Raw genomic sequence first — 15,738 nt, 5'->3', positions numbered from 1 at the left:
TCAGCGCTCCTGCTTGCGCAGGCCGGCCACCGCCAGGGCGAGCAGTACCGGCAGGGTGGCCGCCAGGGCGATGAAGTGCGGGGCGAGCGCCGTGAGCCCCAGCGACTTGGCGAAGACGCCGCGGCTGATGGTCAGGAAGTGGCTGGTCGGGTAGATCGCGCCGATGAGCGCCGCGCCGCCTTCCAGGGCCGCGACCGGATGCAGGAAGCCCGAGAACTGGATCGCCGGCACCAGCGTGGCGATGGCGGTGCCGAAGATCGCCGCGATCTGGCTGCGCAACAGGGTCGACAGCGCCAGCCCCATGGCCGTGGCGCAGGCGATGTAGAGCAGCGCGCCGAGCGCCAGGACCAGCAGGTTGCCCTTGAGCGTCACGCCGAAGCCCCATACCGCGATGGCCACCAGGGTGATGAAATTGAGCATGCCCAGCGCCACGTAGGGCAACTGCTTGCCGAGCAAGAATTCCAGGCGGGTGACCGGGGTGACGTAGAAATTGACGATCGAGCCCAGTTCTTTCTCGCGTACCACACCGAGCGCGGTGAGCATCGCCGGAATCAGCATCAGCAGCAGCGGAATCACCGCCGGGACCATCGCCGGCAGGCTTTCGACCTCGGGGTTGTAGCGGTAGCGCACGGCGACATCGAGCGGCGAAGCGACCGCCTGGCCGCTGTCGCGGGCGAGCTGGCGCAGGTAGTCGCCGTGAATGCCCTGCACATAGCCCTGGATGGTATCGGCGCGCATCGGCATCGAGCCGTCGATCCACACCCCGATCCGGGGAGCGTCGCCACGCTTGAGGTCGCGCCCGAAGTCGGGAGGGATCTCGACGGCCAGGCTCAATTCGCCGCTCTGCATGCGCGCCGCCAGTTCGGTGGCGCTGTGCAGGGGCGGGCGCTCGACGAAGTAGCGCGAGCCGGCGAGGTTCAGCGCATAGGCCTGGCTGGTGGTGGTCCGGTCGTGGTCGAGCACCGCGTAGCGCAGGTTCTCGACGTCCAGGCTGATGCCGTAGCCCATGATCAGCAGCAGGCTGCCGACCAGCGCCAGGGTGGCGCGAATCGGGTCGCGCTCGAGCTCCTTGGCCTCGCGCCGGGTATAGCTGAGCAGGCGGCGCACACTGAACCGGGCCTGGGGCGGCCGGGCCGACGCCGCCGGTGTGTCCGCCACCGGCGGCGTTGCCGCGGGGGCGTCGTCGTCGCTCTGGGCCTCGCGCAGCCAGGCGATGAAGGCGGCTTCCAGGCTGTCCAGGCCGCTGGCCTCGATCAGCCGCTGCGGGCTGTCGCTGGCCAGCACCCGGCCGGCATGCATCAGCGAGATACGGTCGCAGCGCAGGGCCTCGTTCATGAAGTGGGTGGCGACGAAGATCGTCACCCCCTCCTGGCGCGAGAGTTCGACCAGCAGCGCCCAGAAGTCGTCGCGGGCCACCGGGTCGACGCCCGAGGTGGGCTCGTCGAGGATCAGGATCTCGGGGCGGTGGATCACCGCCACGGCCAGCGACAGACGCTGACGAACGCCCAGCGGCAGGCTGGCGGGCAACTGGTCGACCACGCCGCCGAGTTCGAAACGCGCGAGCAGTTCGGCGATGCGCGCCTCGCGCGAGTCTTCGGGCAACTGGAACAGCCGGGCGTGCAGATCCAGGTTCTGGCGCACCGTCAGTTCGGCGTAGAGCGAGAAGCCCTGCGACATGTAGCCGACCCGGCGACGGGTATCGGTATCGTGCGGGTCCACCGCGCGGCCGAACAGTCGCGCTTCGCCGTCGCTCGCCGGCAGCAGGCCGGTGAGCATCTTCATGGTGGTGCTCTTGCCGCAGCCATTGGAACCCAGGAAGCCGAAGATCTCGCCACGCTCGATGCGAAAGTCGACGTGATCGACGGCGGTGAAGTCACCGAAGCGCCGCGTCAGCTGGTGGGCCTCGATGGCGACCTCGCCGCTGTTGGTGCGTGGTGGAATCACCAGCTCGTGGTGGCCGCGTCGCCGGGATTCCGGCAGCAGGGCGATGAAGGCGGCTTCCAGCGTCTCGCTGCGGGTACGCTCGAGCAGTTCGGCGGGGCTGCCGGTGGCCAGCACCCGGCCGGCGTCCATGGCGATCAGATGGTCGAAGCGCGCCGCCTCGTCCATGTAGGCGGTGGCGACGATCACGCTCATCGCCGGACGCTGGTCGCGGATGCGTGCGATCAGCTCCCAGAACTGCACCCGCGAGAGCGGATCGACGCCGGTGGTGGGCTCGTCGAGGATCAGCAGGTCGGGGTCGTGGATCAGCGCGCAGCACAGGCCGAGCTTCTGCTTCATGCCCCCGGAGAGCTGACCCGCCGGGCGCTCGGTGAAACGTTCGAGACCGGTACTGCGGGTCAGTTCGTCGATGCGCCGCTGGCGCTCGGCGGCGTCCTGGCCGAACAGCCGGCCGAAGAATTCGAGATTCTCGGCCACCGTCAGGGTCGCGTAGAGATTCCGGCCCAGCCCCTGGGGCATGTAGGCGATGCGCTGGCAACTGGCGCGGCGGTGGCCGGCATCGGCCATGTCGCCGTCGAGGACCGTGACCGTGCCCTGCTGGATGCGCCGGGCCCCGGCGATCAATGCCAGCAGGCTCGACTTGCCCACGCCGTCGGGGCCGATCAATCCGACCATGCCGCGCGCCGGAATGGCGAGATCCAGCGCGTCCAGTGCCGTGGTATCGCCGTAATGCAGGCTGACGCCGTGCAGACGGGCCACGCTGGGGGCGGCGTCGCTCATGGTGCGACGTTGACTCTCAGGTTCTCGGGCCACTCGATGTCGTCATCGAGCTTGAGATAGGCCATGCCCGGCAGCCCGGTCTTGACCTTGTCGATGTGGGCCCGGAGCAGCGCCGGGTCGATGCGCGCCTTGACCCGGAACATCAGCTTTTCGCGCTCGCTCTGGGTCTCCACCGTCTTGGGCGTGAACTGGGCGACGCTGGCGACGTAGCTGACCCGCGCGGGAATCACGTACTGCGGCGCGGCGTCGAGTATCAGATGGACCGCGTCGCCGAGCCCTACCCGGCCGGCCTGACGCTCGGGCAGGAAGAAGGTCATGTAGACGTCGGTGAGATCGACCAGGTTGACGACCTTGCCACCGGCGGGGAGCACCTCGCCCGGTTCGACGATGCGGTATTGCACCCGGGCGTTGCGATCCGCGGTGAGCCGGCTGTCGTCGATGTCGACCTGCAACTGCGCGACCGCGGCCCGGGCGGCTTCCACGGCGGATTCCGCCTCGGTGGTCTGGGAGTGGGCGGCGCGGATCGCTGCCTCGCTGGAACGTACCTGGGCGTTGGCCGCGGCGCGTGCCGCGAGTGCGCTCTGCCAGGCGGCGTAGTCGTCGTCGAGCTGCTGACGCGATAGGGCATTGCGCTCGACCAGCGTCCGGGTGCGCCGGTAGCGCTTCTCGGCCGCGGTCGCTTCCGCCTCGCGCTGGTGTACCACCGCCACGGCGGTGGCCTTCTCGCTGTCGCGTTGGGCGATCAGCGAGCGGGCGGTTTCCAGGGCGTTCTCGGCCTGGCGGACCTGCGCCCGGGCCTGGGCCAGCCGCGCCTCGAGTGGCTGGGTATCCATGCGGGCCAGCACCTGACCCGGCTCGACGAAGTCGCCCTCGGCGACATCGATCGCCGCGACGCGGCCGCCCAGTCGGGTCGCCACGTCGATCTCGGTGGCCTCGATGCGTCCGTTGCCGCTGGCGAAGCCATCGCCCAGGCCGTCGGGACGCAGCGCCGTCCAGGCCAGCAGGGCGACGGCGGCCACGATGGCGACGACGACCAGGCCGCGGACGAGTCGCTTGCGGAGTTCCTGGGACATGGCTGGTATCCTGACGATGACGAGAGAGAAGCGGTGCGCCCATTATCCGTTACCGGCGCGGCGATGATGTGACATACATCAACGAATGGTGGATCGTGTCGCCTGGCGGCGGTGATGGCGCGGGAGCCGGCCGGGGGAACGTGGACGATGATCGAGGCGAGATGAGCGACGACAACGACGGCGTGCGGCGCATCGGGGTGGGCATGATGGTCCTGTTCTGGGTGCTGCTGCTGGGCCTGGCGGTGATCTGGTTCCAGGGCCGCCTGACCGCGCGACACAATCCCAACGCCGGGCTCGTGCACGACGACGGCAGCGGACCGATCACCCTGACGCGCAATGCCGGCGGGCATTTCGTGGCTTCCGGCCGGATCAACGGCGAGCCGGTGACCTTTCTGCTGGACACCGGCGCCAGCCTGGTCTCGATCCCCGCCGATCTCGCCGATCGCCTGGGGCTCGAGCGTGGGGTGCGCGCCACGTTCGACACCGCCAACGGGCGCGCCGAGGGGTTCATGACCACGCTCGACCGGGTCTCGCTGGGCGGTCTCGAGGCCCGCGACGTGCGCGGCTCGATCAACCCCGGCATCGGCGGCGACACCGCCCTGCTGGGGATGAGCTTCCTGGGCCGTTTCGATATCCGCATCCGTGGCTCGCGGATGGTCCTGAGCGCGCCGTCTCGCGACGCCACATGAGGCGTCGTGACGTCACCCGACGATGGTTTCGCCCGCAAGAATCGGGCGTCACGCGGAAAAGGAGAGAACGCAATGCGCCAATGGATGGGAGTGGTACTGCTGGGGCTGCTGCTCAGCGGCTGCCAGAGCTTGCAGGGCATGCTGCCCGGGGGCGGCGAGACCTCGCGCCCGACGGTCATCGAGCGCGGTGGCGACGCCGCCGGACAGCCGGACATGGTCGAGCGCAAGGTGGCGTTTCCCGCCGAGACCTACGCCAAGCTCGACAAGCACGGCAGTGCGACGATCAAGGGGCGTCTGCGCTATACCGACTCGCGCGGGCAGACGCTGATCGGCGCCCACGAGACGGTGTCGATCGCGCCGGCGACGCAATACTCCGCCGAGGCCGCCGATGTGGCGCTGGCCGGCAAGCGCATCGAGCCCGCCGATCCGCGGGCCCGGGAATACACCCACTACGCCGAGACCGACGCCAACGGGTACTTCGTCGCTAACGGCATTCCGGCAGGCGTGTTCTACGTCGCCGGCAGCGTGCTGCTGCCCGGCGGTGAGTCGCGCAGCCCGCTGATTCTCAAGCAGGTCACGGTCGGCAAGGGGCAGACGGTCAAGGTCGACCTGAGCCGCTGAGATGCCGCGACGTCACGCGTCGCGGGGCTTGTCGTCGCTGCCCCTCGACGCCTGGCCGTTGTCGGGCGTGCGGTAGTGGCCGGGAATCGTCTCCCGCTCGCCGTTGGGCAGGTCGCGAACATGGGTGGGGACGTAGACGCGGGTGATGACGCTCTTGCGTTGAGTCATTGTCCGAGTGCTCCACTCAAGTATTCCATCGGCTCAAGCTACCGTGTCTCGGTCCGAGTGGCAAATCCCCACAGCGCCGCCGCCATCATCGATGGCGGCGGCGCTTCGCGTGGTTGCGCTTGCCGAAGCGCGCCCGAGCGACGAGCCCTCAAGGGGCCGTCAGGACCCGATTCATGAAGATCATCTCGCCGCTGTCGTCGCGCAGCAGTTCGGTGAAGCCCAGCGAGCGATACAGGCCCAGGGCGGTGTGGTTGTCGGCGTAGACGTTGAGGGTCAGCCGGCGGGCCGCGAAGGCGTCTCTGGCGCGGTCGCTCAGCGCCCGGCAAAGCACGCGCCCCAGGCCGCGGCCGCGATGGGCCGGGGCGACGGTCAGCCGGGCCAGGTGCACCACCCGATAGTCCCGCTCCAGCAACTGGCCGAAGCCGAGCAGCTCGCCTTCGCCGTCGACCAGCGCGAAGCTGTTCTCCGAAGACGCCTCCAGCGTCATCCAGGCGGTGTTGGCCGTGGTCGGGAAGGGCAGGCGCGGCCCCGCCCAGCGCCGACACGCCGTGGCGTCGGCGGGCCAGGTGAGCACGTTGTCGAGATCGTCGACCCGGGCGGGGCGCAAATGAGGCGCGGCATGGACGGCATCGGTCATGGCGATACCCAGCCTAGCAGGATCAAGGCCCCGGCGCGCCCTGCTACCCGTGGCATTGGTTGAAAGGTTGAGCCGTAAAATCACAGAAATGCCTTTGTGGAATATTGTGTATAAGCGCCTCGTGGCGCCCCGGGCCGCTTGTCCACTTCCTGACGCCGCCGGATACTCCGATTCAGTCGTCGGCGGTGGCCGTGTGCCCCAGGAAACTTGCCATGCCCTTTCCCACATTCAAACGCGGTGATCTGCCTGCCTCGATAACTGGCCTGCACTGGGTCGTCATTCTGCTTTCCTTGGCGCTCACCCTCGTTGCCTGGCAGGTCTCCGCGCGCATGGCCGAGGAGAAGGCACGGGAAGAGTTCGAGCACCAGATTGGCCAGCTCAACGAGCTGATCGTGGACCGCATGAGAAATTATGCGTTTGCCATGGTCTCGGGGGTGGGTGCCATCCATGCCAAGGAGGGTGACATGTCGCTGGAGGCCTGGCGGTCATTCAGCCAGTCTCTTGCGCTGACCGATCGGCTGCCCGGCATCAATGGTATCGGCATCATCCAGCGGGTCAGCCCCGATGATGTCGACGCCTTCGTCGAGGCGCAGCGAGCCAAGCGCCCCGACTTTCGTATCCACCCGGCGCATTCGCGCAACGATTACTGGCCCATCGTCTTCATCGAACCGGAAGCGGCGAACAAGGCGGCCGTGGGACTGGACATGGCCCACGAGTCCAATCGCTACCAGGCCGCTCGGCGTGCCATGATCACTGGAAAGACCCAGATCACCGGCCCCATCGTGCTCGTGCAGGATGCCCAGAAGACCCCGGGTTTCCTCTTCTTCCAGCCGTTCTACGACAGTGAGACGACCCCGCCGCCCGGACAACGGGACGCGCACTTCGAAGGGCTGGTCTATGCCCCGTTCATCATGTCCAGGCTGATGGAAGGCGCGCTGGCCAATGTGGCACGCATGATCCAGGTGCGAATTACCGACAACGGCAGCGTGATGTATGACGAATTCGGCGATGGCGGGGAGAACGTCGATGCGACGCCGATGTTCGCGAAAACGTATTCGCTGGACCTTTATGGGCGTCATTGGGATTTCGACGTTCAGACCAACGCCTTGTTCGAGCGTTTTCATTCGAGCAAGCAGCCCACCATCATACTGGCGGCGGGGATCGTCATAGAAGTCCTGATCATACTGGTCATCCTGCTTCTCAAGAATGCCAGGGTCCGCGCGGAAGCCGAGGTGAAAAGGAAAACGCGAGAGCTGCGGGAGAGCCTGGATTTCATAGAAACGCTGACCGACCAGTTGCCGTTGGCCATCGGCGTCTGGGACTCGGGTCTGAAATGCCAGTTCATGAACGGGTATGGCAAGAATATGCTGCGCTTTTCCCAAGAAAAGACAATCGGTCGACCGATATCTGACTTCATCGGCGAGGACGTGGTGGCCGAGCGTCGGAATTTTTATCAGCGAGCCTTGCAGGGAGAGACGATTTCCAGCAATGCCCGATTCACCGACAGGGCGGGTGAGCCACGCGAAGTCAGCCTCAAGTATTTCCCTATCGTCATGAAAGAAAAGCCGTGCTTCGTTTCCATCGCCCTGGATGTCACGGAGTTGAAGGCGCGGGAAAAGGAACTCGAGCAATTGAACGCGGAACTCGAAGTTCAGACCCGGCAAGCCGAAGCGGCGGCCTCCGCCAAGGCAGCTTTCCTGGCCAATATGAGCCACGAAATACGAACGCCGATGAATGCGATCCTGGGCATGCTGGTGCTGATGCTGGATACGAACATCGAGGAGTATCCCCGGAGCCTGGCGAGGAAGGCTCTGTCCGCGTCCGAGGGGCTACTGTCACTGCTCAACGACATCCTGGATATTTCCAAGATCGAATCCGGCCATGTCGATGTCGACTGTCGGGAATTCGAGGTGCAGGAGCTCCTGCAGCGTAGTGTCGAACTTTTCGCGATTGCCGCGGAAGAAAAGGGACTGGACCTGGTCGTCGACGTGGCACCGGCGATCCCCGGTAGCATGAAGGGCGACTTGCTGCGGATTTCGCAGGTATTGATTAATGTCATCGGTAACGCCGTCAAGTTCACGGAGGCGGGGCGTGTCGCGGTTCGTTTGAGCCGGACGTCCAGGACGGATGACACGGAATGCCTGGTCGTTGCCGTGCAGGATACCGGCATCGGTATTCGGGAAAGCGACCAGGCGTATATCTTCGAGACGTTCAGGCAGGCCGAGCGGTCGAAACGTCGCAGTCTTGGCGGTACGGGGCTGGGGCTGGCGATCAGCAAGAGGCTTTGCGAGTTGATGGGGGGCCGTCTGAGCGTCACCAGCCGGGTGGGCGCGGGCAGTACCTTCACCGTCGAGATCCCCGTGGTCTTCGGGGATGAGGCCCGGGTCATTGGCGACGAGTGCCAGGGTCGCCGCGACGGGGACGTTTCGACAGGCAGCGGAGCGTCGGCACTCGCGAGTGCCGAGGGCGATGGCGCCGTTCCCCAGTATCCGACTGTGCGGGTGCTCGTCGTCGACGACCTGTCCATCAATTGCGAAATCGTCGAAAGCTACCTCCAACGCTTCGGCGTGTCCGCCACGTCCGTCAACACGGGGGACGAGGCGCTGGCGTACCTGCAAGAGCAGCCTTGCGATCTGGTGTTCATGGACCTGCACCTCGAACGCGAGACGGGACAGGACGTCGCCCGCCGCATTCGGCGTGCCCCGCTGGCCAGACAGCCCTATGTCGTCGCCTTGTCGGCCTCCGTACTGGACCAGGACCGGGAGAGCGCGAAAGACAGCGGGATGGAGGCCTATCTGACGAAGCCCGCCTTGCCCGCCGATATCCAGCGGATGCTGGCGCGGTTTTTCTCATCCGCCAAGGTGACGGGTGCCGCGGTCTCCAGCGCACTCGAGGATCGCGAAACCGCGAATGGGTTGCCGGACTGTATATCGGCCGAGCGACATGCGGCCATGTTCGGCCAGATTCCCGAACTGTTCGCGCAATGTCTGCACAGCTATGCGGCGAGTGCGCGCGACATCGTGCAACGCCTGACGGAGAGCCTTGCCGCGGGGGACGCCCAGAGCATCAGGCGCCTGGCACACCGACTCAAGGGGGCGTCCGGCAATATCGCCCATGTCAGGCTGCAGCGCATGGCGGGCCATGCCGAAGGGACCCACGACGATGCCTTGATCGTCGACGAGGGGCGGGCGCTGGTCACTGCACTGAACGATGACTTGGCCGATATAGAAGCCTATCTGCACTCGTTGGAAGACCCGCAGCGCCCACCGGCGAGTACGGATATCGGCGAGTGTCGGGAGGCCCTGGCCCGTGTCGAGCAGCGCCTCGGCGGCAATCGCCTGGTCGATGAGGCGGATGTCGACAGTATCCTCGGCTTTTTACGATACACGAATCGCGAGGCGCTGGCCGAGCGCTTCAAGACGGCCCTGGAGCGCTTCGATTTCGAGGTGGCCAGGCAGACCCTTCAAGAGGTTCGCAGGGAGATGGAATGCCATGAACACGAGTGTCGATGACGCGAGTCGTCCGGTCGTTCTCATCGTGGAAGACGACCCCGTTGGCATTGCGAGCCTCGCCGGCATCCTGGGTGGGCAGTTCGAACTGGTGATCGCGCGCAGTGTCGAGGAGGCAAAACGGGTGATGCCGGCGAATGTCGATCTCGTTCTGCTGGATCTGTATCTCGATGATCAAAGCGGGTTGAGCGTGCTGGAGCATGTTCGAGACAGAACCGAGTTCTTGCACACGCCGGTGGTGGTCATTTCGGGCTCGGACAGCGAGGCGGATATCGAAGGCGCCTTCGAGAAAGGCGCGATCGACTATGTCGCCAAGCCGTTCAACCAGGTGATCCTCAAGTCCAAGGTCTCGACCTTTATCGACTTCAAGAAGAAAGCCGAGCTGATGGCCTCAGCCGCTTACACGGATCCGCTGACGGCGATCGCCAATCGGCGTACCTTCGACGAGCAACTGGAACTCGAGTGGCGGCGTGCGCTTCGCCACCAGGCAGCGTTGAGCGTGTTGTTGATCGATCTCGATAATTTCAAGGCGATCAATGACACTCACGGCCACCAGGCGGGCGATCAGTGTCTCGTGCTGCTGGCCGGCCTGATGAAGGCAACCCTGGCGCGTGCCGGCGATGTGGTATGTCGATTGGGCGGCGACGAGTTTGCCGCGATTCTGCCCAACACCCATATCGACCAGGCGGTGTTGGTCGCGAATCGGCTGAGAACGGCCGTGGTCGAGCGTGGCGGGGCCGACTCATCGGCCCCGGCGTTCAGCGTGTCGATTGGCTGTGCGGCCGTCGTGCCGACGGCGACGGACTCGCATCGGGAACTCGTCGAGGCGGCCGACCGGGCGCTGTATCGGGCCAAGGTGGAGGGCGGGCGCAATTGTGTCAGTCCGGGACCGCACGAGAGCGGCTGATCGCCGGTTGTCAAAAACCTTGACATGGGCTCTTGTTTTGTGGGTTAAGTGGCGCAGGGGCCGTTCAGGTCATTGGGTTAGCTGACATGGCCATAGACCCTGCTCTGCCGCAGTTGGGAATCGCGGTGTGGTCCGAGTTCTTTCGGCGAATCATGCGCTTGCAGCCATCGATCCAGGGAGTTGGTCGCCGGCTTTTTCAAGCGCCTACCTCTTGGTGGCACGAGGTCTTCTTTCACCAGGTGGGACTGTCGGTGAGCGGTTTGGGTCGCGGGTCAGGCGAGGCGTAGTCCGGTTCGCTGGCTGGGGATCCATCAAGGCGAGCTCATTACATATAATTCAAACAACATGAAGGGAGTCTCCCTGCCATGCTGGTGTCGGGTGGCGAAATCGCGGCGACCTTCAAGCGAAGGCCGACGCACGATATCGAAGAACATGCGGCTGGCTTGGCCGGCTGGCAAATGCAATACGATCAGATGTCGCCGGGACGCTTCCGGGGCAGCCTTACCCAGTTCTGGCTCGATGGCCTTCAGGTCGTCCGGGACGAATCCAATCTGGCCATGGTCAAACGCGGTTGTGTCTGGCGGGATGGACCGGATGCCACTGTCTTCAGCTTGCCGCAGCAGGCGAACGTTGACGACTTTTATCTGGGCGGCAGGGCGATCAACGGGGACTATCTACTTGTGACCCAGGGCCGCTGTCTTCCGGAGTTGAGGACCACCAGCAGCCTCGATGTCGTGAGTATCGCGGTCGATACCTCATTGGTCCGGAAGATGCTCGTCGATCAGAGTCGCGGAATGGAAATCAGCACCGATCCGCTTTGCTTCCGGTTGGCTCGCTCTTCCGCCCTGGCCGAGTTCAAGGCCCTGACCAATAGCGTCATGCGCTATAGCGTCACCAGTGACGGCTCGTCCCTGTCCCGCCCCGAGGTCAGCAAGAACATCAGTGAAATGATGTTGATGCTGTTGCTGGATCTTGCCAACAGAGAAGAGCCCGAACGGCTGCAACCGCACGCGAGACGCCGCGTCGTCGATCGTGCCTGCGATTACGTCTTGGCGTCCGGTGAGCGCCCTCCGTCGGTCGTCGAGGTCTGCAATGCAGTTGGTGCGAGTCGTCGGAAGTTGCAGTATTGCTTTCAGGAGGCGCTGGGCATCAATCCGCTGACTTATTTGCGTTCGCTTAGGTTGAATGCGGTCCATCGCGAGTTGTTGAGGTGTGGTGGCCGTGAGTCGGAAACCGTACACGACGTGGCCTGGAAGTGGGGTTTCTGGCATCTCGGTCGCTTTGCCGGTGAATATCGTCAGCTGTTCGGCGAGCTTCCTTCCGAGACGTTGCGTCGGGCCCGATCCGACAGCCTGCCAGACCCGGGTAATCCATAGGAGCCGCCCTTGTCTCTGCGCAAAGCGCAGGGACAAGGGCGGCTCCTGTGTCTTCTCATGAAGAGGACCGGCGCTCCGCGGTCGTCAGGCCTCGTCGGCGTCTTCACGCTCCCAGTCCATGGTACGCCGCACGGCCTTCTTCCAGCCCTTGTAGTGGCGCTCGCGCTGCGCGGCTTCCATCACCGGCTCGAAGGTGTGTTCCAGCCGGCCCTTGCCGACTACCTCGTCCTGGGTCCACAGGCCCACGGCGATGCCCGCCAGGTAGGCCGCCCCCAGGGCGGTGGATTCGGTGACCTCCGGGCGTTCGACGGCGACGCCGAGCATGTCGGCCTGGAACTGCATCATCACGTTGTTGGCCACCGCGCCGCCGTCGACCCGCAGGGACTTCAGGGCGATACCCGAGTCGGCCTGCATGGCGTCGATGACGTCCTTGGTCTGGTAGGCCAGGGAGTCGAGCGTGGCACGGGCGATGTGTTCCTTGCGGGTGCCGCGGGTGAGGCCGAAGATCGCCCCGCGGGCGTACATGTCCCAGTAGGGCGCGCCCAGGCCGGCGAAGGCCGGTACCACATAGACGCCGCCGGCATCCTCGACCTTGCCGGCGAAGTATTCCGAGTCCTCCGCCGAGTCGATGAGCTTGAGCTCGTCGCGCAGCCACTGCACGGCGGCGCCGGCGATGAAGATGGCACCCTCGAGGGCGTAGGACACCCGGCCGTCCAGACCCCAGGCGATGGTGGTGAGCAGGCCGGAAGCGGACGGGACCGGCGTTTCGCCGGTGTTCATCAACAGGAAGCAGCCGGTGCCGTAGGTGTTCTTGACCATGCCCTTCTCGAAGCAGGTCTGGCCGAACAGCGCCGCCTGCTGGTCGCCGGCGATGCCCGCGATGGGGATCCGTGCGCCGGCGAACATCTCGGCGTCGGTGGTGCCGTAGACCTCGCTGGAGGAGCGCACGTCCGGCAGCAGGCTGGACGGGATGCCCAGCTCGTCGAGCATTCGCTGGTCCCAATCCAGGTTGCGGATGTCGTAGAGCAGGGTTCGCGAGGCATTGCTGTAGTCGGTGATGTGGCGCTCGCCGCGGGTCAGGTTCCAGACCAGCCAGCTGTCCATGGTGCCGAACAGCAGGTCGCCGCGTTCCGCCCGTTCACGCACGCCCTCGACGTTGTCGAGGATCCAGCGGATCTTGGTGCCGGAGAAGTAGGCGTCCGCCACCAGGCCGGTGGTCTCGCGGATGTAGGTCTCCAGACCGCGGGCCTTGAGATCGTCGCACAGCGGCGCGGTGCGCCGGTCCTGCCAGACGATGGCGTTGTAGACCGGCTTGCCGGTGTGGCGGTCCCAGATCACCGTGGTCTCGCGCTGGTTGGTGATGCCGATGGCCGCCACCTGCGACGGCTTGACCCCGTAGGTCTCCAGCACTTCGCGCGCCACGCCCATCTGGCTGCCCCAGATCTCCATGGCATCGTGTTCCACCCAGCCCGGGGTCGGGTAGTACTGGTTGAACTCCTTCTGGGCGATGCCGACGATACGCGCATCGCGATCGAAGAGGATGGCGCGGCAACTGGTCGTGCCCTGATCGAAGGCCAGGATGTATTGCGTCTCCATGGGCGTGCTTCCTTGTTGTGACGATGAATGGGGGCGTGCGTCCGGCGCCTCGGCGTCGTTGGCGCCCGGTCAAGCTGTGTCTTATTGGTGGCGGGACGCCGCGTGCCGGGATCCCGCATGGCGATGCGAGCCGCGTCGCACGACGATCACGTCCAGCGCCAGGCAGACCACGACCACCGCCAGGGCGATGGCCATGGCCAGCTCACTGCCATCGACGAAGACGTGGCGATAGAACAGCCCGCCGGCCACGCCACCGATCAGTGGTCCGACGACCGGAATCCAGGCGTACTTCCAGTTCGAGTCGCCCTTGCCGGCGATCGGCAGCAGCCAGTGCGCCAGGCGGGGGCCCAGGTCCCTGGCGGGGTTGATGGCATAGCCGGTGGTGCCGCCCAGTGACAGCCCGATGGCGAGGATCAGCAGCCCGATGATGAGCGGATTGAGGCCGTCGGTGAAGGTGTTGGCGCCGATCGACAGAATGCCCAGGACCAGCACGAAGCTGCCGATGATCTCGCTCAGCAGGTTGGAGGGCCAGTGGCTAATGGCCGGATCGGTGCAGAAGACCGCCAGCTTGGCCGCCTTGTCCTCGGTGGCTTCCCAGTGGGGATAGTAGTGCAGCCAGACGATTACCGCGCCGAGGAAGGCGCCGATCATCTGCCCCAGCAGATAGATCGGCACCCTGGACCAGGGAAATTCGCCGATCACCGCCAGGCTGACGGTGACCGCGGGGTTGATGTGCGCGCCGCTGATCTGGCCCACCGCATAGATGGCCATGGCCACGCCCAGCCCCCAGCCGAAGGTGATCACGATCCAGCCGCCGGCAGCGGCCTTGGAGTGCTTGAGCAACACGCCGGCGACGACGCCACCGCCGAAGATGATCAGGATCATCGTGCCGAAAATCTCGCCCAGAAACGGGGACATGAGGGTTCTCCTGTGCGTGCTTGTCGAGGTTGGTCGATGCGGCCGGTGAGCGATACGCACATGCCGGTCGTCTCTGTGCGCCGGGTAGTGGAAGTCGTTCGATACTGATACCCGGTAAGTTCGTTTTCGGTCAGAAATCCCTATTAAATGTTCGTTTTCGATAATTGGTGGAGTCTAAAGGGCGTGAATGGAAACTGCCCTTAGACTTTCTGCTATTAATCTTTCGTTGGATTCTTCGGGCGGAGGCCGGATTGCAGGGCGGGGCGTGGCTGAGTGAGGGCATCCACGGCGGCTGCCGAGGTTCTCATCCGAACCTCTGAATAGCCGAGGGCCGAGGCGTCGACAAGGCCGGGGTGGGAAGCAAGCGGGGCGGCGTTCGGTGGCAGGAGGCTGCGGGACGCCCGGCGCCGCTGGGGCATGGGCGCCGGTGTCCCATGGGTGGATAATACGGAACCGACCGCGCCCGGCGGTCTTTCGCTCCACCTGGCCGAGTGACTCATGAGCCCCTTCAAGACCCGCGCCCTGGAATACCTCGACGCCATCGTCCACTACGGTTCGCTGCGCCGTGCCGCCGCCCAGTTGGGCGTCAATCCGTCGGCGCTCAGCCGCCAGTTGCGTGCCCTCGAGGAGGAACTGGATACCCTGCTGCTGGTACGCGCCTCGCGGGTCGCGCTGACCCCGGCCGGCGAGCTGATCCTGCGCCACTACCGCGATCAGCGCGCCGCCGAACGGGCCACCCTGTCGCGCCTGCAGGCACTGCAGAACCTGGAGCGCGGTGAAGTGCGCATCGCCGTGGGCGAGGGCTTCATCGCCGATCTGATCTCGGCCCCCTTGCAGAACTTTCTGGCCACCTACCCGGGGCTGGAGATCGAGGTACGCATGGCCGGCCTCTCCGAGGCGATGCTGCTGGTCAAGGAGGACGCCGTCGATCTGGCGCTGCTCTATGCGCCGCCCGACGATCGGCAACTGGTCTCGCACATCGACCGCTGCCAGCCGCTGGATCTGATCGTGCCCGCCGGGCATGCACTGGCCGAGGCACCGGCGCCGCTGTCGCTGGCGGCGATCGCCGATCATCCGCTGGCACTGATCGACGGCCGGACCGGCATGGGCCAGCTGGTCGACATGGCGCTCTACGCGGTGCATCTTTCCTACCGGCCGCGCATGACCACCAACTCGGTGTCGGTGCTCAAGAATTTCGTGCGCTCTGGGCTGGGCGTGACCTTCATGCCCGAGTTGACCGTCCTCGAGGAGATCCACGAGGGCAGTATCGTCGTGCGTGAGGTCGAGGCCGATGTGCTGTGTCATGCCCGGGCGCGTATCGTCAGTCAGGCCGAGCGGCCGCTGACGGTGGCCGCCCAGGCCTTCATCCATCACCTGCGGCACAGCATGCGCTTCTTCAGTGCCGATGCACCGCGGGTGCTGGATGCCCGGGCGTTGCCTTGAAGGCAACATGCGCCGACTTGAAAGGTCAACGGCGCAACGGCTAGCGTCGAGGTGTCATCGCAGCCCGACACCGGTCGTGC

12 protein-coding genes are annotated in these 15,738 nt (G+C 65.5%); 6 read left to right on the top strand and 6 right to left on the bottom strand.

Annotation, left to right across the window (positions count from 1 at the left end):
• Complete coding sequence (rbbA, locus tag D0901_RS06535) at positions 1–2,721, bottom strand: ribosome-associated ATPase/putative transporter RbbA (protein ID WP_129139495.1); 2,721 nt, start codon at positions 2,719–2,721, stop codon at positions 1–3.
• Positions 2,718–3,794, bottom strand: a complete 1,077-nt coding sequence (locus tag D0901_RS06530) for an HlyD family secretion protein (protein ID WP_129139494.1) — start codon at positions 3,792–3,794, stop codon at positions 2,718–2,720. The genes rbbA and D0901_RS06530 overlap by 4 nt, the downstream gene beginning before the upstream one ends.
• A gap of 161 nt (positions 3,795–3,955) precedes the next feature.
• Here D0901_RS06530 and D0901_RS06525 point away from each other — a divergent pair, with 161 nt between their 5' ends.
• Positions 3,956–4,483 carry a retropepsin-like aspartic protease family protein gene (locus D0901_RS06525; protein ID WP_129139493.1) on the top strand — a complete coding sequence of 176 codons (528 nt, stop codon included), beginning with the start codon at positions 3,956–3,958 and terminating at the stop codon, positions 4,481–4,483.
• A gap of 72 nt (positions 4,484–4,555) precedes the next feature.
• On the top strand, positions 4,556–5,104 hold the full coding sequence (locus tag D0901_RS06520) for a carboxypeptidase-like regulatory domain-containing protein (RefSeq protein ID WP_129139492.1): 549 nt from the start codon (positions 4,556–4,558) through the stop codon (positions 5,102–5,104).
• Between the two features lie 12 nt (positions 5,105–5,116).
• Here D0901_RS06520 and D0901_RS21035 read toward each other — a convergent pair whose 3' ends face one another.
• Together D0901_RS21035 and D0901_RS06515 are read right to left on the bottom strand one after the other, a co-directional pair.
• Positions 5,117–5,272: a hypothetical protein gene (locus D0901_RS21035; protein WP_203234808.1), complete on the bottom strand. Its 156-nt coding sequence runs from the start codon at positions 5,270–5,272 to the stop codon at positions 5,117–5,119.
• 148 nt (positions 5,273–5,420) lie between these two features.
• A complete protein-coding gene (locus D0901_RS06515) occupies positions 5,421–5,909 on the bottom strand; it encodes a GNAT family N-acetyltransferase (protein ID WP_129139491.1) in 489 nt (162 codons plus the stop codon).
• A gap of 212 nt (positions 5,910–6,121) precedes the next feature.
• Here D0901_RS06515 and D0901_RS06510 point away from each other — a divergent pair, with 212 nt between their 5' ends.
• From D0901_RS06510 to D0901_RS06500, 3 genes are all read left to right on the top strand, one after another.
• On the top strand, positions 6,122–9,421 hold the full coding sequence (locus D0901_RS06510; protein ID WP_129139490.1) for a CHASE domain-containing protein: 3,300 nt from the start codon (positions 6,122–6,124) through the stop codon (positions 9,419–9,421).
• On the top strand, positions 9,402–10,325 hold the full coding sequence (locus D0901_RS06505) for a GGDEF domain-containing response regulator (RefSeq protein ID WP_162500833.1): 924 nt from the start codon (positions 9,402–9,404) through the stop codon (positions 10,323–10,325). The genes D0901_RS06510 and D0901_RS06505 overlap by 20 nt, the downstream gene beginning before the upstream one ends.
• A 365-nt stretch (positions 10,326–10,690) precedes the next feature.
• Positions 10,691–11,701, top strand: a complete 1,011-nt coding sequence (locus tag D0901_RS06500; RefSeq protein WP_129139488.1) for a helix-turn-helix domain-containing protein — start codon at positions 10,691–10,693, stop codon at positions 11,699–11,701.
• 84 nt (positions 11,702–11,785) lie between these two features.
• Here the strand turns inward: D0901_RS06500 and glpK are convergent, their stop codons facing one another.
• Together glpK and D0901_RS06490 are read right to left on the bottom strand one after the other, a co-directional pair.
• Positions 11,786–13,297, bottom strand: a complete 1,512-nt coding sequence (gene glpK / locus D0901_RS06495) for a glycerol kinase GlpK (protein ID WP_129139487.1) — start codon at positions 13,295–13,297, stop codon at positions 11,786–11,788.
• Between the two features lie 81 nt (positions 13,298–13,378).
• A complete protein-coding gene (locus D0901_RS06490) occupies positions 13,379–14,215 on the bottom strand; it encodes an MIP/aquaporin family protein (RefSeq protein ID WP_129139486.1) in 837 nt (278 codons plus the stop codon).
• A 498-nt stretch (positions 14,216–14,713) separates the two neighbouring features.
• On the opposite strand from D0901_RS06490, the gene D0901_RS06485 reads away from it, so the two are divergent.
• Positions 14,714–15,658, top strand: coding sequence for a LysR family transcriptional regulator (locus D0901_RS06485; protein ID WP_129139485.1), 945 nt, complete (start codon positions 14,714–14,716; stop codon positions 15,656–15,658).
• Positions 15,659–15,738 lie beyond the last annotated feature (80 nt).

Source organism: Modicisalibacter coralii (assembly GCF_004117855.1).
Taxonomy (GTDB): Bacteria; Pseudomonadota; Gammaproteobacteria; order Pseudomonadales; family Halomonadaceae; genus Modicisalibacter; species Modicisalibacter coralii.
Note: the sequence above shows the minus strand (reverse complement) of the source record. Positions and strands in the feature narration are given on the sequence as shown.